The following is a 19,364-nucleotide window of genomic DNA, read 5'->3' on the forward strand; positions in this document are numbered from 1 at the left end:
GGAGAGTGCCGGCCGGGGCGCCTTAAGGAGTCTGGGCTCGGTCGGCACGGATCTCACCGCTCTCGACCCGGCCGACCCTCGACATCTTGCTTCTCGGCGCGCGGAACGGTGCCAGCCGGAATGTCCGCTTGCGCGCCGGCAATTTCGAGCTTGTCTGGCCAAAGATGAAACCGAGCCGGGCGAACACCAGCCCGGAGACCACCGAGAACGCCAGCCCGAGCCCGAAGCCCGCGACCGTGTCGCTGGGATAGTGCGCGCCGACGAAGACGCGTGTCGAGGCGATGCAGGCGGTGACCGCCAGCGCGACATACCAGCGCCGCGGGAACAAAAGCAGCAGGATGCCGAACACCGCGCCCATCGTCGTGGCATGGCCGGACGGAAAGCCGGCGAAGCGCGCATCCATGGCGAATGGATGCAGCGACAGCACACCGAAATCGTTGAAATAGAACGGCCGGGCCCGGCCGATGCCGTATTTCAACAGGTTGACCGCGATGCCGGACAGGCCGACGGCGCAAAGCACCAGGAAGGCGAAGCAGGTCCAGTTGTAGACCAGCATCCGGCCTTGCCGGGAAAGGCCGCGCCAATCCGTCAGGTTGGCGGCGATGAGGCAGAGCGCCGCCGGAATGAGGCACCAGCCGCCAAGGCCGAACTGCGTGAAGAAATCGGTGAAGCGCACGAAGCCGGGCGACCATTCGCCGCGCATTCCGCCCGCGGCGGCGTCGAGGCACAGGAATACCGCCACGGTGAGCAGCACCCAGGCCATGAGCCAGACGGCCCATGGAATTCTCGGATAGCGCGCGGGCCGCACGGCAAAGCGCCGCCTCACGATCGACATCGTGTCGCGGAAATTGCCGAGCGAGCGGCGGTAGAGGGCAAGGGGCGCTACGGACATGGCTTTGGCGCAAAGTCTATAGGGGCATTCGATGCCTGAGGCTATTCATCACGGCGCCATCCGGTAAAGCCCGAGCGCGAGCTTGTCTCCTGACGAATAGTTGATGCCGTCGATCTCGGTCAGGCGCTTGGCCGACTTGCCCTGGGCGGTCAGCACATCGGCAAGCCTCTGCTCGTCCTTGATCGGCGCCAGCCCAAGCGCGCAGCCCGGATCAGCCAACAGATGCCGCGCCACGCCCTCGACGTCGGTGAGCACGGTCTTGGTGCCGACCAGGAAGACCAGGCTGGGCTCCTGGAACTTTGCCGAGGCAAGCACGGTTGTGTCGCAAAGCCGGTTGGCGTCGACCGCCGCCTTGACCGCAGGACTCAGCCAGATCGGCTTCAGCGACGGCGCGATGACGCCGAACAGCAGGCTGAAGGTGATGCCCGCGCCGACCGCGATCGCGGCGATGCGCGCAAGCGACACCTGCAACTGCCTGGGGAAAGCGAGATAGCCGGTGACCAGGGCGGCGATCGCTGCCGGTATGCTCCACCAGGAGAAGGTCTTCGCCACATAAAGCGGCGCGCCGACGCAGACCACGGCGAGGCCGATCGCCACAACGGCAAGGCCGAAGGCGGTCGCCCACCACAGCCATGTCTGCCAGCGCTTCAGTGGCGCGTTGGCCTGGTCCGCCGGCAGAGTGAGCAGCCAGCCGATCAAAAGCGCCATGCCCGGATAGGCCGGCATGACGTAATGCGGCAGCTTGGTCGGGATCGCCTCGAAGACCAGCCAGAACGGAATGTACCAGGCCAGGCAGAAGCGCAGGCGCGGGTCGTCCCAGAACCGGTTGATCGCCTGCAGCCCGGCGCCGACTGCGATCAGCCCGAACGGCCACATGAACAGCGAATAGGTCAGCATGTAGAAGCCGGGCGGCAGGCCGTGCGACTCCTCGCCCTGCGCCACCTTGTTCAGCATGTCCTTGCCGACCGCTTCCTGGAAGAAGGCGCCGCCGCTCTTCCAGGTGATGAGGATGAGCCAAGGCAGCACGATGACAAGCACTATCGCCATGCCGCGCACCAGCTTCATCTTGGTGAGCCAGCGCCAGTCGCGGTCGAAGGCAAAGAGCGCCGCGGCCGTCAGCAGCGACAAGAGCGGGGAAACCGGTCCCTTGATCAGGATGCCCAGACCCTGCGCGATCCAGAATATCCAGGGCAGATGCCCGGGAACCGGTTCGTTGCGCTTGGCTGCCATATAAACCTGTGCCAGCGCGCCTTGTGCGATCACGCAGCAGGCGAGAAGCATGGCGTCGGTCTTGGCGTCGCGCCCCTCGAAGGCGGTGGCGAAGATCGCCGCCATCATCAGGCCGGCGGCGAGCCCGGCATTGGCGCCGAAAAGCTTTGTCCCGGTCCAGCCGATGCCGACGACCGCGATCGCGATGCCCAGCATCGAAACCAGGCGATAGACCCAGATCGGCGCCGCCGCCCCCTCGCCGCTCAGCGCCACCGCCGCCGATTGCAGCCAGTAGATGCCGATCGGCTTCTTGTAGCGTGTGACGTCCTGCAGGCGAATGTCGACATAGTCGCCGGTCTCGACCATCTGCTTGGTCGCCTGGACGAAGCGGGATTCGTCGCGGTCGACCGGCGGCACGCTGGCCAGGCCGCTGATGGTCATGACGATGCTGAACAGAAAGAGGAAGAGGTAGTTCCTGTTCATCGCGGGAGCTCGTCCGATCTGAAACTGCGGGATGGCCCCGTCGCGGCGCGTGCGCGCCTGTCTAGAGCATGATGCCGAAAAGTGCGAAGCGGCTTTCGGACGACATCATGCTCCATGTCTTTAGATTTGCGCGGCGCCTCATTACGCCAGCAAGATGGGTGAAGCAAGGATGCGTGGATGGCACGCGCCCGGTCGCAAAACGGGAAGCGACTCTTGCTGATCGCTGGTTTGCCAGTTGAAGCGCGATCGGACGCAAAACGGAAACCACTTTTGCTGATCGCTGGTTTGCCAATTGAAGCGCGATCGGACGCAAAACCGGAAACCACTTTTGCTGATCGCGCTTGGATGCTAAACGCGCGCCTTCATATCCAGCATGGCCAAGTGCCCGGCGACCTCCAGGAAGAAAACATGTCCGCGTTCAAATCCGATTTCCTGCGCATCATGAGCGAGCGCGGCTTCATCCACCAGATTTCGGACGAATCCGCCCTCGACCAGCTTTTCGCCAAGGAAACGGTGAGCGCCTATATCGGCTTCGACGCCACGGCGAAGAGCCTGCACGCCGGATCGCTGATCCAGATCATGATGCTGCACTGGCTGCAGGAGACCGGCCACCGGCCGATCGCACTGATGGGCGGCGGCACCTCGATGATCGGCGACCCGTCCTTCAAGGACGAAGCGCGCAAGCTGCTCACCCCGCAGGACATCGAGGACAATCTCGTCGGCATTCGCCGCAATTTCGCGCCTTACCTGAAGTTCGGCAGCGGCCCCGGTGACGCGGTCATGGTCAACAACGCCGACTGGTTGATGCAGATCAACTACGTCAACTTCCTGCGCGATGTCGGCCGGCATTTCTCCGTCAACCGCATGCTCGCCTTCGATTCCGTGAAGCTGAGGCTCGACCGCGAGCAGTCGCTGTCCTTCCTCGAATTCAACTACATGATCCTGCAGGCCTACGACTTCGTCGAGCTCTACAAGCGGGTCGGCTGCCGGCTGCAGATGGGCGGCTCGGACCAGTGGGGCAACATCGTCAACGGCATCGACCTCGGCCACCGCATGGAAGGTGTGCAGCTCTTCGCCATGACCACGCCGCTGCTCACCACCTCATCGGGCGCCAAGATGGGCAAGTCGGCCTCGGGCGCCGTCTGGCTCGACGGCGACATGCTCTCGCCTTACGAGTTCTGGCAGTACTGGCGCAATACCGAGGACGCCGATGTCGGCCGCTTCCTGAAGCTTTACACCACGCTGCCGCTGGACGAAGTGGCGCGGCTCGAAAAGCTCGGCGGCTCGGAGATCAACGAGGCAAAGAAGATCCTCGCCACCGAGATCACCGCCATGCTGCACGGCCGCGAGGCGGCCGAGACGGCAAGCGAAACGGCGCGCAAGACTTTCGAGGAAGGCGCGCTCGCCGACACGCTGCCCAGCGTCGAAGTCGCCAAATCGGATCTCGAAGCCGGGGTCGGCATCCTGGCGCTGTTCGTCACAGCCGGGCTGGCCGGCTCGAACGGCGAAGCGCGCCGCCATATCCAGGGTGGCGCGGTGCGCATCAACGACCAGCCCTTGACCGACGACCGGCGCATCGTCACGTCCCTGGACCTCGGCCCGGAAGGCGTCGTGAAGCTCTCGCTCGGCAAGAAGAAGCACGTGCTGGTGCGGCCGAGCTGATCATAGCGCCCTTCCTGGCCGCGATGATCGACGGAAACCGGTTCTGGTTTCCGGGGTGGCTGTTAGCGGTACTCGAAGATCGAGCGGAATATACCGGGCGCCACCACGGACAGCGGATTGACGTTGAGCGTCGGCTTGTTGGCGTTGCCGCGCAGCCGGTAGGTGACGCCGATCAGGCCACGGTCGCGACCGTTGCCGAGCAGCGGCCCGAACAGCGGCAATTCGCCGAAGATGCGGTTGAGACCATAGACCGGCATGAAGGTCCCGGTCATGTCCATGTTGTTGTTCTGATCGTAGAGCGTTCCCTGGAAGGTCGTGCCGATGCGCGGACCACGCAGCAGGCCGTTCGCCAGCCTCAGATAGCCGGAACCCTTGTCGATCTCGGCGAAGCCGCGCTCGAACTGCACCCTGGACGTGTCGATCTTGCCTTTGACGGCCTCGTTCAGACTGCGTGTATCGCCGGCCGGCGTGGTCGATACGATCGAGGCTAGCTTGGGCTCGTTGACGACATAGAAATTGCGGGCATCCACCTGCCCCCTCATCGGCCCGTCGGCGGTGCCGGAAAGCGACAGCGTGATCGCGCCGCCTTCCATATGCTCATAGACGTTGAGGAAACGCAGGATCGCGCCGGCATCGGCCGACTTCACCCTGAGCACCCGACCGCCCTCGCTGGTGGTGTTGCTGATCGAAATCGGTGCGCCCGAGCTTGCCGCGGCGGTGACGTTGAGCCCGTTCACGCGCGATCCGGCCGCGCTGTATTCGAGCTTCAGATCGGAAAGCACCTCGTCGTGGAAACCGGTCAGCGATGCCACATCGGCGCTCACCGAGATCCCGTCGCTGCCGGCGCCCTTGGTGGCGGTGTCGACATCGGAGGTAAACTGCTTGATCAGCGAGCGGGCGTCGAGCGATGCGCCGCTGACGTCGACAGCGTAGCTCTTGCCGGCGCGCTTGACCGAAACGGCAATGTCGTCGCCTCGATTCAACGCAACCTTGCTGAAGCGGGCCGCGGACAACGCGCCGTTGACCAGCGTCACATTGCCGTCGATCGAAAAGCTTTTTCCGTCGAGAGCGAAATCCGACAACGTGGTGGTGCTGCCGGACTTCGCCATGTTGAAAGCGACCTTGGCCGGAATGCCGGCACCCTTGCTCCAGCCCGCCCAGGGAATGTCGAGCCTGGCATTGGTCAGGTCCGCCGAGACCTGCTGGGCGCCCTCGCCGCTCTTGTCGATCGCCACCTTGATGGTTCCAGACAGCAGGTCCGACAGTCCAGGCATGCTGGCGTCACGCGTCTTGTCGTCGAGGATCAACGTGACCTTGCGGCTTCGCGCCGGCCCGTCGTCGGCGAGCGGTTCGACCAGATCGAGCTCGGCCGGAATGCCGTTGAGCTTGACCTCCGCCGAAATCACCGCCTGCTTTGGCCCCACTGTTATCGAGCCGTCCGCCTCGGTCACGGTTTGGTCTTCGAATGGCTTGGCTAACGACAGGTCCTGATAGTCGAGGGAAACCAGCCAATCCAGTTTCGAGGTGTCCATGCCCTTCGTCAGCGGAATGTCCGCCCTGACATGCCCGGTGACGGTGCCGGACAGGTCCTCGGGCGCCAGCCCGACATGGCGCATGGCATTGATCGGCTCATAGGAGGCAAGCTCGGCGATCGCGGGCGCCTCACCGGCGACGTCGATGTCGAGCCCGCCGACCACGATCGGTCGGTTCGCGTTCTTGATCGTCAGCGTGCCGCCGCTTGCCGCCACGGTGCGGCCGCTCGGCATATAGACGCTGCCCGATGAGAGGCTGATGTCGACATCGTTGCCGTGGAACGCGACGACGCCGACGGCATCGCGGACCGGCGGAATGCGTCCGGCGGTATCGAAACGCGAGCCGTCGATCTGGAAACGACCGAACACTTCGTCGCCGGTAAGCGGCACGCCGTTGCCCAGGCGCCCCGGCGCGACCTGGAACTGCAGGTTGGCGTCGGTCACCGTGCCGCCGAACAGGTTGCCCAACACCCAAAGCCGCGCGTTGCGGGCCGAAAACCATGGCCACAATTGCTTTACGTGCGAAACCGGCATGTCGTGAACGTTGAGCGACAGCGATATGCCCGGAGGGCCGTTGTCGATGAAGGCGACCGTGGCCGCGCCTAGCACTTCGCCCGGTCCGCCGGAACGCACACCGATCTGCTCGGCGATGAGCTTGCGGCTCTTCGGCTGATAGACGCCGGCGATGCGGGCGAGGAAACGAAGCGCCGGTTCAGGCGATTCCGAGGGTGCCAGTGTCGAGCCGTCGCTGGTGAGGTCGTAGCGGTATGCGGGCTCCTCTCCCGCGGCTGCCGGCTTCGGCCCGATCGACCCGGCAAAGTCGAAGCTGGAGCGGCCGTTCTTGATCAGCAGCCGGTCGACTGAGATCTTGTTCGAGCCGGTCACCAAAGTGGCGTCGGTATCGACATCGACAGGCAGCAGGCCGCGTTCGCCAAGATCGAGCACGGAACCGGTGAGCGAGAGCGAGGCCGCCAGCCGCGACGGACTGTCGCCCGACGCTTCCGAGCCCGAAAGCTTCAGCGCGATCGAACCCAGCCGGGCGCCATCGGTCGCGGGAGTAGCCTCGGTCGAGCCGCCCTCGCCGGAGTTGCCCGCGCCTTCTATCGCGATGTTGGCGTCCAGCGAGGCGATCCGCCTTGCCGTTGCATCGCGGGTCGCCGAGGCGGTTAAAGTCGCGTGCCGGCCGTCGACATTGGCATCGTAGGAGAACTGCATGCGCCCCGTACCGGTCTGCTCGACGGTTGCCGATGCGACGGTCACGCGCTTGACCAGTCCTGTGTCCGGCAGCTCGAACTCGACGTTGCGCAAATCGATCTGGCGCATCGAGTCCTCGCGCACGGCATCCAGCGCGTCATTGACGCTGGCGAACACCGCTGCCGACACTTTCTCCGGGTCGACAAGGCCGTCCTCGTTGCGCAGCGCCGCCGTCCAGTCGCCGCCGCCGGAAGGCATGGCGGCCACGACGATGTGGGCGTTGGAAAATCTGGCGCTGGTCAGCCGGACATCGCCCGAAAGCAGCGGCAAGAGGCGCATGCCGAAACGCACGCGCCCAATATCGGCCATCGGCTTGCCGTCGGCCGTCTTCAGGCTGACATCGTTCACCTGCAGGGCGACGAAGCTCGATCCGTCCAGCGTCAGCCGCGCCGCGCCGACGGTGACATTGACATCGACGCCTGCCAGCTTCTCGATGGCGATCTCCGCCTCGGCCCGGAGCCGTTCCGTGCCGATGCCCGAGGCTCCGAGCACATAGACGCCCGCCGCCACCAGAAGCACGAGCGCGCAAAGCCCGGCAAACACGCGGCCGAGGACACGGAAGCGCCGCCGCACCACCGCGCGGCCAAGCGGCGGCACGCTGCAAGCGGACGGGAGCTTCGCCAGGTCGGTGATCTCGTCACGCCTGAACCTGATCTTCTCGTGCTGCGGGTCTTCCTGATCCAAGCAATCTTCCGTTGTGACGAACTCGTCATGGACGAATCCCCGCCTCACGTTATAACGATGCTTTCCCGCGCGTAACCGCAAACAAGGGCATCGATATGGCTGATCTCGCGGTGGGCGACGCAGCGCCCCAATTCGATCTTCCGCGTGACGGCGGCGGCTCCCTCAGCCTCGCCGCGTTCCGGGGCAAGCCCGTTGTACTCTACTTCTACCCGCAGGACGACACCACAAGCTGCACCAACGAGGCGATCGGCTTTTCGCAGTTGAAGCCGGAATTCGAGAAGGCTGGCGCCGTGGTGATCGGGCTGTCCCCCGATAGCGTGAAGAAACACGACAAATTCAAGGCGAAGCACGACCTCACCGTCGATCTCGTCGCTGACGAGGAGCGCAAGGTGATCGAGGCCTACCATCTGTGGGTCGAAAAGACGATGTATGGGCGCAATTATATGGGTGTCGAGCGCGCCACCTTCCTGATCGGCAAGGACGGACGCATTGCCCGCGTCTGGCGTAAGGTTCGCGTCAAGGACCATGCCGAAGAGGTGCTCGAGGCCGTGCGCGCGCTCTGAGGCGCCGACGTCGCCACGCTGCAATCCGGTACCCGCGTTACGGGCAAAGGCAGCGCCCGGATCGGGCCGGCAAAACTTTGTTAACCCTAATAATGTGTAATCAGGCTTGTCGTTGGTCCCGTAACGAAAGCCTGGTCCCCGTGAAACCAACCGGTCAGTCAGCTGTCTTCGGCAGGCGCAAGGAACCGCACACGGTCATCATCGCCCGGGGCAACGAGATAAGGCACTTCACCATCCGGCCCTGGCTCGCCGCCTTCATCGGCTCGGCGCTGGCGGCGATTGCCATCGGTTATCTGCTCGCCACCTCCTACCTTGTGCTGCGCGATGATTTGATCGGCGCCACCACGGCGAGGCAGGCGCGCATGCAGCAGGCCTATGAAGACCGCATCTCGGCGTTGCGCGCCCAGGTCGACCGCATCACCAGCCGCCAGCTTCTCGACCAGCAGCTGATGGAAACCAAGGTCAGCGAGCTCTTGGCCAGGCAGACCCAGCTCAGCGAGCGCCACGGACGGCTCGGCCCGATCCTCGAGCGCGCCGAGAACGAGGTCGGCGACGCGCCCGCCAAACCCGATGAACACGCAGAGGTCACCGGCAGCCTCTCCCAGGCGCCGACCTATTCCGTCGCATCCTTGAGCGCCGGCGACACCAGGCCCTTCTCGCTCTGGTCGACACGGTCCGATCCGCTCGATGGCGAAACGGCCGCCGACCGCGCCGACAAGCTGTTCGTCTCGATCAACGCATCGCTGAAGGCCATCGAGAACCAGCAGCTCTCGCGCATCACCATGCTTGCCGACAATGCCTACAAGAACGCCGACGCGATCGCGCAGGCGCTGGAAGCGGCGGGGTTGCCGGTCGACAGCGAACTTAACAAGAGCGATGTCGGCGGCCCGCTGGTGCCGCTCGATCCATCGATGGCCTTCGACAGCAAGGTCAAGGAACTGGACGAGGCGCTCGACGCGCTTGACGGGGTCAAGAAAGAGGCGCGCAAGCTGCCGCTCGCCAACCCCGCCCCTGGCCATCCGGTGACCAGCCCGTTCGGCGTGCGCACCGACCCGATCCTGGGTAGCGCCGCCCTGCATACGGGCATGGATTTCAGGGCGCCGATCGGCATGCCGGCCAAGGTCACGGCCGCCGGCATCGTCACCAGGGCCGGCTGGGCTGGCGGTTACGGCCGCATGGTCGAGGTCGACCATGGCAACGGTTTTGCCACACGCTACGGACATCTGAGCGAGATCGACGTCACGGTTGGCCAGAAGCTTGCCGCCGGCGACGTCATCGGCAAGACCGGCAGCAGCGGCCGCTCGACCGGTCCGCACCTTCATTACGAGGTGCGCCACGACGGCGAGGCGGTCGACCCGCTGCGCTTCCTGACCGTCGGCAAGAAGGTGGCGCAATATCTTTGACCGGTCGATCCAAAGCCGGCGCCCGCGAGCTCGCTAAGCGCTTGGATTCTCCTGCCCGGCCAGGTACATCGTTGCCGCCGACACCAGGGTAAGGACGCCGTTCTTCAACGCGGCCTCGTCGACGCGGAACCTGGAATGGTGAAGCGGATAGACCGACCCCACCGCTTCATTGCGGATGCCGAGCCGGAAATACACCGACGGGCGTTTCTCGCTGTAGTAAGCGAAGTCGTCGGCAATGCTCCATCCAGGCATGTTGAGAGCATTGTCCGCGCCGATGCTGGCCTTGACGCCGGCCATGATGAGCGCCGCCATATCGGCATCGTTGACGACGCCCGGTTCGCCACGGTGGATGTCGATCCTTACGCTTGCGCCGTGGCTTGCCGCCATTCCTTCAAGCATCTCGCGAAGCCGGCGCCAAGCGCGCTCGCGAGTGGCGTCGTTGCCGCTGCGGATAGTGCCTTTGAACGCGACCTTGCCGGCGGTGACGTTGTAGGCATTGCCGCCACAAATGGCGGTCACCGAAATGACCAGCGGATCGTAAGGATCGGTCTCGCGCGAGACGATCTTCTGCAGCTCGCTCACCATGGAGCAGGCGACAGTCAGCGCGTCGATACCTTCGTAGGGTTTTGCGGCGTGCGCCGCCGAGCCGGTGACCAGCACATCGAACGTGTCGCACGCCAAGGTGTAGGGACCGGAACCGACGGCGACCTTGCCGGACGGCGTATAGGGATCGACGTGGACGCAGATCGCGGCATCGACGTCGTCGAGCAGCCCCTCCTCCACCACCCGTTTGCCGCCTGACGGCTCGTCCTCCTCGGCCGGCTGGAAGATGAGGCGAACGGTTCCGCCGAAACTGTCGCGCGAGCCATGCAGATGCGCGGCCACCGCAAAACCCATCGCAGCATGGGCATCGTGGCCGCAGGCATGCATCACGCCCGGATTTTCCGACGCAAAGTCGACGCCCGACTCTTCCTCGATCGGCAGGGCGTCGATATCGGCGCGGATAGCCACCTTACGGTTCGAAGGCCGGCCGGTGCCGACGATGTCGACGGCAAGCCCGTAGCCGGCGACGTCGCGAATCTCGGTGATTCCTTCCTTTGCAAGCATCTCGCGCAAATAACGCTGCGTGCCCGCCTCCCGGTTCGACAGCTCCGGGTGGCGGTGCAGATGGCGGCGGATCTCGATCATCCGATCGAGAATTCCGGCATCGATGCCGGGCGCGGTATCGCTCGCTGAAGGCGGCTGGTCAGGCTTTGACATGGATGTCCCGCAGGAACTTCGTCAGCGTCTCGTTGCCGGTCTCGGTCACCAGAATGGTCTCGCTGATCTCGATGCCCCAGCCATCCATCCACATGCCCAGAATCGAATGAAGAACATTGCCGGGTTGGAGCACCGTCTTGTCGCCGGGTCGCAGGCTGATCGTATGCTCGCCCCAATCCGGCGGATAGGCAACGCCGATGGAATAGCCGATGCGCGATTCCTTCTTCAGCCCGTGGCGCTCTATGACCTTGCGCCAGGCCGCTTCGACCGCCTCGGCGGTCGTGCCTGGCCGTACGGTGTCGAGCACCGCGTCCATGCCTTCGATCACTGCCTTTGCCGTGTCCGCGACGCGGATCGGTGTCTTGCCGAGCTGCATCGTCCTGGCGAGCCCGGCGGCATAGCGGCGGCAGACGCCGGCCAGTTCGAGCGCGATCGTTTCGTCCTTTCCGAACCGCCTGTCGCTCCACATGATGTGCGGTGCCGAAGCATTTTCGCCGCCGAGGATTGTCGGTGGCAGCGCCGTGATATCTCCGGCGAAATCCGGACTGCCGGCGATCTGCGCCGCCTGGATGGAAGCAATCGCGTCGCATTCGCGCACACCCGGCGCAATGACTTCGTAGGCCCGCGCGACCGCCGCCTCGGCCAGCCCCGACGCCTTGCGCAGATAGGCGATTTCCGGCGCCGACTTGACCGCGCGGATCCAGTTCACGAGCAGGTCGGCGTCGTGCCATTTCGCATTGGGCAGCCCGGCAACGAGCCGCGCATGGGCCTTCGGCGAGAAGTAATAGGCTTCGAGCTCGATGCCGATGGGACGGCTGCCCCAGCCCTTGGCGACGATCCAGGCCGCGATCCAGTCCATGGGATGACGGTCGGCGCGCTGGACATGGTCCTCCGGGAAGCCGACCACGTTTTCCGGCTTCATCCAGGCCGTCAGCAAGCCGCCGGCGGCATCCATGGCGCGGCCGATCCAGACCGGCTCGGCATCCTCGATCGGAACAAGAACGACCTGCGGCGTGTAGAATGACCAGCCGTCATAACCGGTGATGTAATGCTGGTTGGCGACGTCGTTGACGATCAGGAGTTCGATACCGCGCCTGGCCATCTCGGCGCGGATTTTTCCGAGCCGCTGCTGGTACTCGGCGCGGGCAAAGGGCAGTTCAATCATCTCTTCTCCTTGCGGGATCGATCTGGTCGGGGACGAAGCCCTGTTGTCCACCATTGCGGTGGTTTTGACGGACGACAATCGGCCAGGACGATGCATAAGCAGGGCCTAGCCGAACAGGCTCTGCTTGCCCGCGACATGGGCAGCTCCACTGCCTTGAACGAGCCGGGGATCTGTTCGCCGGACAGAGAGCGATTGACTCGAATTAAGTTGTAGGATGATATGTATCACCCGATATCCAGACATCAATCTTCATGACCGTTCATCGCTTCTCGCCGGAGATCCTCAGCGCCATGGAAGGCGCCGTCGGCCGAAACGGCATTGCCGCCGAGCCGGCTGGAATGGCGAAATATCTCGGCGACTGGGCGGGCGATTATCGCGGAGAAGCGCTTGCCGTGCTGCGGCCCGGCTCGGTCGGCGAAGTCCAGGCCCTGATGCGCTTGTGCAGCGAGCTTGGGGTCGGCGTCATTCCGCAGGGCGGCAACACCGGGCTGGTATCAGGCGCGATCGACAGCAAGGGGGGCGGCTTGGTTGTCTTGAGCCTGGAGCGGCTGAACGCCATCCGGCATATCGATGCGGGCAACTTCACGCTGCAAGCCGATGCCGGCTGCGTGCTGCAGACGATCAAGGACGCCTGCGAGGCGCAGGATTGCCTCTTCCCACTCGCGCTCGGCGCGCAAGGCAGCTGCCAGATCGGCGGCAATGCGGCGACCAATGCCGGCGGCGTCAACGTGCTGCGTTACGGCATGGCGCGCGATCTGATCCTGGGCCTCGAAGTGGTGCTGGCGGATGGCGAGCTGTGGAACGGCTTCTCTGGCCTGCGCAAGAACAACAGCGGCTATGATTTGAAGCAGCTTTTCATCGGCTCGGAAGGCACGCTCGGCATCATCACGGGTGTCGAGGTCAAGCTGTTTCCGAAGCCGGTGCAGACCGAGACCGCCTATCTCGGCCTGGCCTCGTTCGAGGCGGCCGTTGCGCTCTTCAACCAGGCGCGCCGCGACTGCTCGGACCTCATCTCCGCTTTCGAGATCATCGGCGCCGAATGCATCGAGCTTGCCAGGCTGATCGACCCGGCAATGAGAGCGCCGGTCGCCGAGCCCGTCCACGTGCTGGTCGAATTGTCGTCCAGCGCTGCTATCGACCTCAACAGCTTGCTTGCCGGCCTCCTCGGCGATGCCATGGAAAATGGCCTGGTGACCGACGCGGTTCTCGCCGCGAGCACCGCGCAGGCCAGGAGTTTCTGGGCGATCCGCGAAGGTCTGGTCGAAGGCCAGGCCAAGCGTGGCTATCATGTGCGCACCGATCTGTCGGTGAGGATTTCCGACATCCCCGGCCTGATCGAACGGGCCCGCTGCTTCGTCGCGACTGACCATCCAGGCTGGGTCCCCCTCGCCTATGGCCATGCCGGTGACGGCAATATCCACTTCAACGTGCTGCCGCCGCTCGACCTTGCCGAGCACGAGGCCCGCGCACGTGGTGCCGAGGTCATCGCCGGGCTCTATGAAATCGCGATCGGTCTCGGCGGCTCGATCAGCGCGGAGCACGGCATCGGCCGCAGCCGCCGCAAGGAATTCTGGGCCGGGCTCTCGCCGGCGCATCGCCGCATGGTCACGGCGCTGAAGAGCGCCCTCGATCCCAAGGGCCTGATGAATCCCGGCTGCCTGTTGCCCGCGACGGAGACTTTTCCATGAAGCAGAGACTGGCCGCCATCGGCACTGTCGAGACATTGCCGCACCGGGTCGCCGCCTTCCTCAGCCGCGAGATCGAATCCGGCGAGCTGAACCCCGGCGCGCGCCTCCCGACTGAGCAGGAGCTGTCGGAAAAATTCGGCGTCAGCCGCAATGTCGTGCGCGAGGCGATCGCCCAGCTTCGCGCCGACGGCATGATCGAGGCGCGCCAAGGCATCGGCGCCTTCGTGCTGGCGCCCGAGCAGCGGGCGGCGATCCGCATCGACCGCGAGGCGCTCAAGGACACGCACAACATGGAGCGGCTGTTCGAGCTGCGCTGCATCCTCGAGGCCGAATCGGCGGCGCTCGCAGCGGCGCGCCGCAATCAGGGGCATCTCGATTCGATCAAGGCTGCGCTCGACCGCATGGGCGGCGAGGAGCGCTGGGAAGAAGGCAGTATCGACGCCGACCTGCTCTTCCACCGCGAGATCGCCCGCGCCACCGGCAACAGCTACATCCACACCTTCATCTCGTTCGTCTGTGAGCAGATTCGCCACTCGATCCACTACGCGCGCATGACCAATCCGCTGCACGATCTCGTCGAGATCAATGTCGGCGAGCATGTGCGCATCTATCAGGCGCTGGTGGCGGGCGATGCGGAAGCGGCGGAAGCGGCAATGCGGGCGCACATCGTCGGCGCCGCCAACCGCGTCGGCGTCAAGCTGCCGCTCTCGAAAGCCGGCGGAGCGAAATAGCCATGTCTGCGAGCATCACGCGCATCTCAGACGTCTGCCTTCTGGTGGAAAACATCGAAAGGACAGTCGATTTCTATGTCGAGAAACTCGGCTTCCGCCTGCGCCGCCGCGCCGAAGGCTTTGCCGATTTCCATGGCGAGGGCGTGACACTCGCCGCCTGGGAGCTCGACCACATCAACCGGCATACCGGCGTGTCGAAGCTGAGATCGCCGCGCCACGCGCACAAGGTCTGCGTCGCCGTGCAGCTCGACACGCCGGCCGACATCGACCGGCTGCATGGCGAGCTGAGCGCCAAAGGCGTGCCTTTCTACGGCCCGCCGGAAAACTACGTCTGGAACGCGCGCTGCGCCTATTTCACCGACCCGGACGACACGCTCTGGGAGCTTTACGCCTGGCTCGACGGCGGCCCTGGCGACTATCACGACGAACAGCCGTAGACGACGCCGCACTGAAGGGAGCGGCGCCTGAAGAAGAGACGAGAAAAGTCTGCAACAGGAGCGAAAAATGAATGGGAACAGGGACTTCGAATTGAATCGCCGTGCGTTTGTAAAAGGCGGCATCGCAGCCGTTGCGGCCGCATCTGCCGGCATGCAGCTGGTGCTGACGCCCGGCGCCAGGGCCGCGGGCAAGGTCGTCATCCAGTATGATTGGCTGATGTCCAACGGACAGATCGGCGACATCGCGGCCGTCGCCAACGGTTACTTCAAGGATGCCGGCCTCGAGGTCGAGTTCAGCCCCGGCGGCCCCAACGCGTCGACCGTGCCGCCGGTCATTTCGGGGGCCGCCCAGCTTGGGCAGTTCTCGGAAACACCGCAGCTCTATTCTGCCCGCGCCAGCGGCGTACCGATCAAGATCATCGCCTGCGGCTTCCGCACCGGTCCTTATGCGCTGACCTCGAAACCTGCCAAGCCGATCCGCGGCGTCGCCGACCTCAGGGGCAAGAAGATCGGTATCCAGCCGACGGCACGCTTCGTCATCGACGAGATCCTGGCCAAGAACGGCATCGACCCCTCGGAGGTGACCATCGTCAATGTCGGCTTCGACAAGGCGCCGCTGGTGCGCGGCGATGTCGACGCGATCGGCGGCTGGATCACCAACACGCAGGCGCTGAGCGTGGTCGGCGACGATCGCATCGACCTCCTGGTGCGCGATCTCGGCCTGAGTTCCTATGCGGACGTCTATTTCGCCACCGACGCGGCGATCGAGAAGGACGCTGAGACGCTGGCGAAGTTCATCGGCGCCGTCGGCAAGGGCTGGGGCTGGGTGCATGCCAACCCGCAGGAAGCGGTGAAGAAGATGGTCGCCGCCTATCCGGAAATGGACCTCGGCTGGGAAGAAAAGACCATCAACCTGGTGCTGAAGCTCTCCTTCGACGGCGCCACCGCCAAGGACGGCTGGGGCACGTTCGATCCCGCCTCGATCGAGGAGCAATTGGCGCTGCTCGACAAGGTTGGCCAATATCCGAACGGACGCCCGGCGGCCGCCGATGTCTACACCACCAAGATACTCGAACTCTCGGCCGCCGACCGGCCCAAACTCGACGCGCCCGCGGCCTAAAGCATGATCCTGAAAAGTGGGAACCGGTTTTCAGAAAAGATCATGCTGATCTAATGGCTAACGCGATCGAAGCGCGACAGCTGGATGTCGGCTATGGCGGCCGGCAGACGGCCGTCAAGGTGCTCGCCGGCCTCGACTTGACCGTCGCGGCCGGTTCCTTCCTGTCGATCCTGGGGCCGTCCGGCTGCGGCAAGTCGACCTTGCTCCGCGTGGTGGCCGACCTGCTCGATCCCCTCGGCGGCACGATCAGCGTGCTTGGCGAGACGCCGCATACGGTGCGCTCGCGCCGCGATGTCGGCTTCGTCTTCCAGGATCCCACCCTGCTGCCCTGGCGCACGGTGCGCGACAATGTGCGCCTGCCGCTTGGCGTCGGCCAGCGCAGCCTGACCCGCAAGATCGAGGACCGCAGCACGGAATTGCTGGAATTGATGGGGCTCGGCGGCCTCAGCGAGCGCCTGCCGCACCAGCTCTCCGGCGGCCAGCGCCAGCGCGTGGCGATCGCGCGTGCCCTGCTCGGCGAACCGAAACTGCTTCTGATGGACGAACCCTTCGGCGCGCTGGACGAGATCACGCGCGACCGGTTGAACGACGAGCTGTTGGCGCTCTGGCGGCGCAGCGGCACGACCATCCTCTTTGTCACGCATTCGATTGCGGAAGCCGCCTATCTCGGCGAGCGCGTCATCGTGCTGGCCGCCAATCCCGGGCGCGTCGTCAAGGACCTCGACATGCGGCCCTTCAAGCAGGAAAGCAACCGCTGCAAGCGCGAGGCTCCGGCAATTGTCGCGGCCATGGCCGATCTGCGCGTGGCGCTGGAGCGCGCATCGTGAGACAGGCGCCGCTCTCCCCGCAAATGACCGTCGCGCTTCCCGTCCTTGGCGCGGCGTCGATCCTGCTTGCCTGGCAATATCTCCTCCCGCTGCTTGGCGTGCCGGCCTATATCGTGCCGACGCCGACGGCCATCTTCGGCGTCTTCCAGAAGAATTTTACCCTCCTCATGGACAATCTACGGCCAACGCTGATCGAGGCGCTGGCCGGTTTCGTCATCGGCAATCTCGCTGCCGTGCTGCTCGCCGTGCTCTTCGTCCACAGCCGCGTCCTGCAGGCCGCCTATTTCCCGATCGTGCTCTTCTTCAACACCATTCCGATCCTGGCGCTGTCGCCGATCATCATCCTGATCTTCGGTCTCGGCATGACGCCGAAGATCGTGATTGCCGCGGTGATCTGCTTCTTCCCGACGCTGGTGAACATGATCCGCGGCCTTGATTCGGCAAGCGACAACGAACACGAGCTGTTCCGGGTGCTGTCGGCGACACGCTCGGAGATTTTCTGGAGCCTGCGCCTGCCCCGCGCCCTGCCTATGCTGTTCTCCTCGCTCGGGATCGCCTCGGCCACAGCCGTCATCGGCGCCATCGTCGGCGAATGGATCGGCTCGGACAAAGGGCTCGGCGCGCTGATCATCCAGGCCACCTTCAACTACCAGTCCGACCGGCTCTATGCTGCGATCGCGCTGTCGTCGTCGCTGTCGATCGCGCTGTTCTGCCTGGTGGTTCTTGTTGAACGGCGGATCATCAAATACTGAACCGTGCCATCGGTGAGACCGGCCGGCGTTCTGCACTCGCACGTCGAGTTAGCGATAGCTTTCCGACGCAATCGGCCATTCATCGCGCATTCAACCCGTCTGCGGTAGGATGCGGACGCACAACCAAACCGGGAGACAATTCGTGCTAAAAACTTTTCACGTCTCGATCCGAACGATGCTGGCCTTCATATGTCTGGCCGGCCTGGTCGCCGCGGCGTCCACCCTTTTCCCCGCCACCGCGTCGGCCCAGCAGCTGCGGCGATGCGCCAATGAAGGCGGCGTTTGCCGCCTGCCCTACCCCACGGAAGTGGTCTATGGCGCGCGCGGTCGAATGACCTCCCGGTTTTTCGATCGTCCCGTCGTCCGTTGCTCGAATCGCGTTTTTGGCGACCCGGCCCCCGGTCGCGAGAAAGCCTGTTATTTTGTCGCGCGCGGTCGCGGTGACTATGGCGGTGACAACAACTACGGCGACGACGACAACTACGGCGGCGACGATTACGGTTCGCGCCCGGGCCGCGGCGGGTGGGTCCCCTGCGCGAAGGAAGGCGATTTCTGCGATTTCCGCGGCCGCGCTGTGGTCCGATACGGAGCACGTGGCCAGTACACGCAGGACGTCTTCAGGAACGGTGTGGAGTGCAGCAACGACGCCTTCGGCGAAGACCCGGCGCCGGATGTCCAGAAGCGCTGCTACGTGAGGCAGTAGTCGACTACGATGGTGGGGCGGTCATTTGATCGCCCCACCGCAATCGGCATCTTGGATCATGGTGGGCGATGACGGGCTCGAACCGCCGACATCTTCGGTGTAAACGAAGCGCTCTACCAACTGAGCTAATCGCCCGCCTGAGCGCGGACCTTTAAGCAGTTAGGATCGCATTCGCAAGGCCAAATGAACCGGCGGTGCGCCCGTCGCGGCGCGGATTTCCCCAGGTTCGACGCCACTGTCAAAAAACCTTCTCCTGATTGCTGTAATGCTTCAATGCCGCGCTTGACACCCGCAGGCGAACCCCTTATCCAGCGCCCCAACGACGAACACGCCTGACACGTGCTCGTCAGTGCGCGGGTGTAGCTCAGTCGGTTAGAGTGCCGGCCTGTCACGCCGGAGGTCGCGGGTTCGAGCCCCGTCACTCGCGCCATTTCCTTCACGGGATCAATCGGAAAAATCGGTGTGTAGAGCGCGTCTTAGCGCGGTTCTCTCTCATGTCCTGAGAACACTCGTCATAACACAAGGGGTGCCGGCACCCTCTCGGAACCATTCCAATCTTGTCCCGTTCAGCCCACGGGCGAAAAAGACGGAGATCAAGATGGCTGTGAGATGTCGCATTTCGATTGATGACGCCAGGGATGTGGACGAGCTTGCCTTCCAGGAATTGCCGCGGGTTGGCGAAAGCGTGTCGATGCCGGTCGAAGGATCGAACCAGGACCTTCGCGTGCTTCGCGTCGTGCATATGCCTGGCAGCGAGCAAGACGCGACGACAATGCTGGAGCTGACAAGCAGGATTCTTTAGCGCTGTCCGAGCCCGATTCAGCGAATCATTCGCCCACGACCACGCCGGAAGCGATGATTTGGGCCGTACGCTCGGTGAGCCTCTGGCGCTTCACAAGCGTGGGTTTTTCGTAAGGTTTCTTCATCCTGCCGTTCCGGCGTTGCCGACCAGGAGGATGAACGCGCTCGCTTCAGGAGCGTTCCGGCTCAAGAGGCCGC

Annotated in this window: 17 protein-coding genes and 2 tRNA genes; 12 read left to right on the forward strand and 7 right to left on the reverse strand. The window is 64.4% G+C overall.

Features of this window, described 5'->3' with window-relative positions; all coding sequences use genetic code 11:
* Positions 1–22: 22 nt before the first annotated feature.
* Positions 23–892, reverse strand: a complete 870-nt coding sequence (locus tag EN852_RS09410) for a phosphatase PAP2 family protein (RefSeq protein WP_127875244.1) — start codon at positions 890–892, stop codon at positions 23–25.
* A 48-nt stretch (positions 893–940) separates the two neighbouring features.
* Positions 941–2,584 carry a glycosyltransferase family 39 protein gene (locus EN852_RS09415; protein ID WP_127875243.1) on the reverse strand — a complete coding sequence of 548 codons (1,644 nt, stop codon included), beginning with the start codon at positions 2,582–2,584 and terminating at the stop codon, positions 941–943.
* Between the two features lie 408 nt (positions 2,585–2,992).
* On the opposite strand from EN852_RS09415, the gene tyrS reads away from it, so the two are divergent.
* Complete coding sequence (tyrS, locus tag EN852_RS09420; RefSeq protein WP_127875242.1) at positions 2,993–4,246, forward strand: tyrosine--tRNA ligase; 1,254 nt, start codon at positions 2,993–2,995, stop codon at positions 4,244–4,246.
* Positions 4,247–4,308: 62 nt separating this feature from the next.
* On the opposite strand, the gene EN852_RS09425 is transcribed toward tyrS, so the two are convergent.
* Positions 4,309–7,716 carry a DUF3971 domain-containing protein gene (locus tag EN852_RS09425; protein WP_127875241.1) on the reverse strand — a complete coding sequence of 1,136 codons (3,408 nt, stop codon included), beginning with the start codon at positions 7,714–7,716 and terminating at the stop codon, positions 4,309–4,311.
* A 95-nt stretch (positions 7,717–7,811) separates the two neighbouring features.
* On the opposite strand from EN852_RS09425, the gene EN852_RS09430 reads away from it, so the two are divergent.
* Together EN852_RS09430 and EN852_RS09435 are read left to right on the forward strand one after the other, a co-directional pair.
* The gene (locus tag EN852_RS09430; RefSeq protein WP_127875240.1) at positions 7,812–8,279 is read left to right on the forward strand and encodes a peroxiredoxin; all 468 of its coding nucleotides are present in this window, start codon (positions 7,812–7,814) and stop codon (positions 8,277–8,279) included.
* Positions 8,280–8,419: 140 nt separating this feature from the next.
* The gene (locus EN852_RS09435) at positions 8,420–9,682 is read left to right on the forward strand and encodes a M23 family metallopeptidase (protein ID WP_127875239.1); all 1,263 of its coding nucleotides are present in this window, start codon (positions 8,420–8,422) and stop codon (positions 9,680–9,682) included.
* 33 nt (positions 9,683–9,715) lie between these two features.
* On the opposite strand, the gene EN852_RS09440 is transcribed toward EN852_RS09435, so the two are convergent.
* Both EN852_RS09440 and EN852_RS09445 read right to left on the reverse strand, forming a co-directional pair.
* Positions 9,716–10,942: an amidohydrolase gene (locus EN852_RS09440; RefSeq protein ID WP_127875238.1), complete on the reverse strand. Its 1,227-nt coding sequence runs from the start codon at positions 10,940–10,942 to the stop codon at positions 9,716–9,718.
* Complete coding sequence (locus tag EN852_RS09445; RefSeq protein ID WP_127875237.1) at positions 10,929–12,107, reverse strand: M24 family metallopeptidase; 1,179 nt, start codon at positions 12,105–12,107, stop codon at positions 10,929–10,931. The genes EN852_RS09440 and EN852_RS09445 overlap by 14 nt, the downstream gene beginning before the upstream one ends.
* Positions 12,108–12,358: 251 nt before the next feature.
* On the opposite strand from EN852_RS09445, the gene EN852_RS09450 reads away from it, so the two are divergent.
* From EN852_RS09450 to EN852_RS09480, 7 genes are all read left to right on the forward strand, one after another.
* Entirely contained in the window at positions 12,359–13,795 is a 1,437-nt protein-coding gene (locus EN852_RS09450) for an FAD-binding oxidoreductase (RefSeq protein WP_189545797.1), read from the forward strand.
* Positions 13,792–14,526: a FadR/GntR family transcriptional regulator gene (locus EN852_RS09455; protein WP_127863724.1), complete on the forward strand. Its 735-nt coding sequence runs from the start codon at positions 13,792–13,794 to the stop codon at positions 14,524–14,526. The genes EN852_RS09450 and EN852_RS09455 overlap by 4 nt, the downstream gene beginning before the upstream one ends.
* A 2-nt stretch (positions 14,527–14,528) precedes the next feature.
* Positions 14,529–14,963, forward strand: a complete 435-nt coding sequence (locus tag EN852_RS09460) for a VOC family protein (RefSeq protein ID WP_189400839.1) — start codon at positions 14,529–14,531, stop codon at positions 14,961–14,963.
* Positions 14,964–15,030: 67 nt separating this feature from the next.
* A complete protein-coding gene (locus EN852_RS09465; RefSeq protein ID WP_189545799.1) occupies positions 15,031–16,083 on the forward strand; it encodes an ABC transporter substrate-binding protein in 1,053 nt (350 codons plus the stop codon).
* A 53-nt stretch (positions 16,084–16,136) separates the two neighbouring features.
* Positions 16,137–16,910 carry an ABC transporter ATP-binding protein gene (locus tag EN852_RS09470; RefSeq protein ID WP_127875236.1) on the forward strand — a complete coding sequence of 258 codons (774 nt, stop codon included), beginning with the start codon at positions 16,137–16,139 and terminating at the stop codon, positions 16,908–16,910.
* Entirely contained in the window at positions 16,907–17,662 is a 756-nt protein-coding gene (locus EN852_RS09475; RefSeq protein ID WP_127875235.1) for an ABC transporter permease, read from the forward strand. The genes EN852_RS09470 and EN852_RS09475 overlap by 4 nt, the downstream gene beginning before the upstream one ends.
* A 142-nt stretch (positions 17,663–17,804) precedes the next feature.
* Complete coding sequence (locus EN852_RS09480; protein ID WP_348632068.1) at positions 17,805–18,365, forward strand: hypothetical protein; 561 nt, start codon at positions 17,805–17,807, stop codon at positions 18,363–18,365.
* A gap of 59 nt (positions 18,366–18,424) precedes the next feature.
* Here EN852_RS09480 and EN852_RS09485 read toward each other — a convergent pair.
* A tRNA-Val gene (locus tag EN852_RS09485) sits at positions 18,425–18,500 on the reverse strand.
* Positions 18,501–18,718: 218 nt separating this feature from the next.
* Between EN852_RS09485 and EN852_RS09490 the strand changes: the two genes are divergently transcribed.
* Together EN852_RS09490 and EN852_RS09495 are read left to right on the forward strand one after the other, a co-directional pair.
* Positions 18,719–18,795: transfer RNA gene (locus EN852_RS09490), tRNA-Asp, on the forward strand.
* 168 nt (positions 18,796–18,963) lie between these two features.
* Positions 18,964–19,167 carry a hypothetical protein gene (locus EN852_RS09495; protein WP_127875234.1) on the forward strand — a complete coding sequence of 68 codons (204 nt, stop codon included), beginning with the start codon at positions 18,964–18,966 and terminating at the stop codon, positions 19,165–19,167.
* A 25-nt stretch (positions 19,168–19,192) separates the two neighbouring features.
* Here the strand turns inward: EN852_RS09495 and EN852_RS40785 are convergent, their stop codons facing one another.
* Positions 19,193–19,291, reverse strand: a complete 99-nt coding sequence (locus EN852_RS40785; RefSeq protein ID WP_189400845.1) for a putative RiPP precursor — start codon at positions 19,289–19,291, stop codon at positions 19,193–19,195.
* Positions 19,292–19,364 lie beyond the last annotated feature (73 nt).

Origin of the sequence: Mesorhizobium sp. M2E.F.Ca.ET.209.01.1.1, assembly GCF_004010375.2 — a bacterium.
GTDB lineage: Bacteria > Pseudomonadota > Alphaproteobacteria > Rhizobiales > Rhizobiaceae > Mesorhizobium.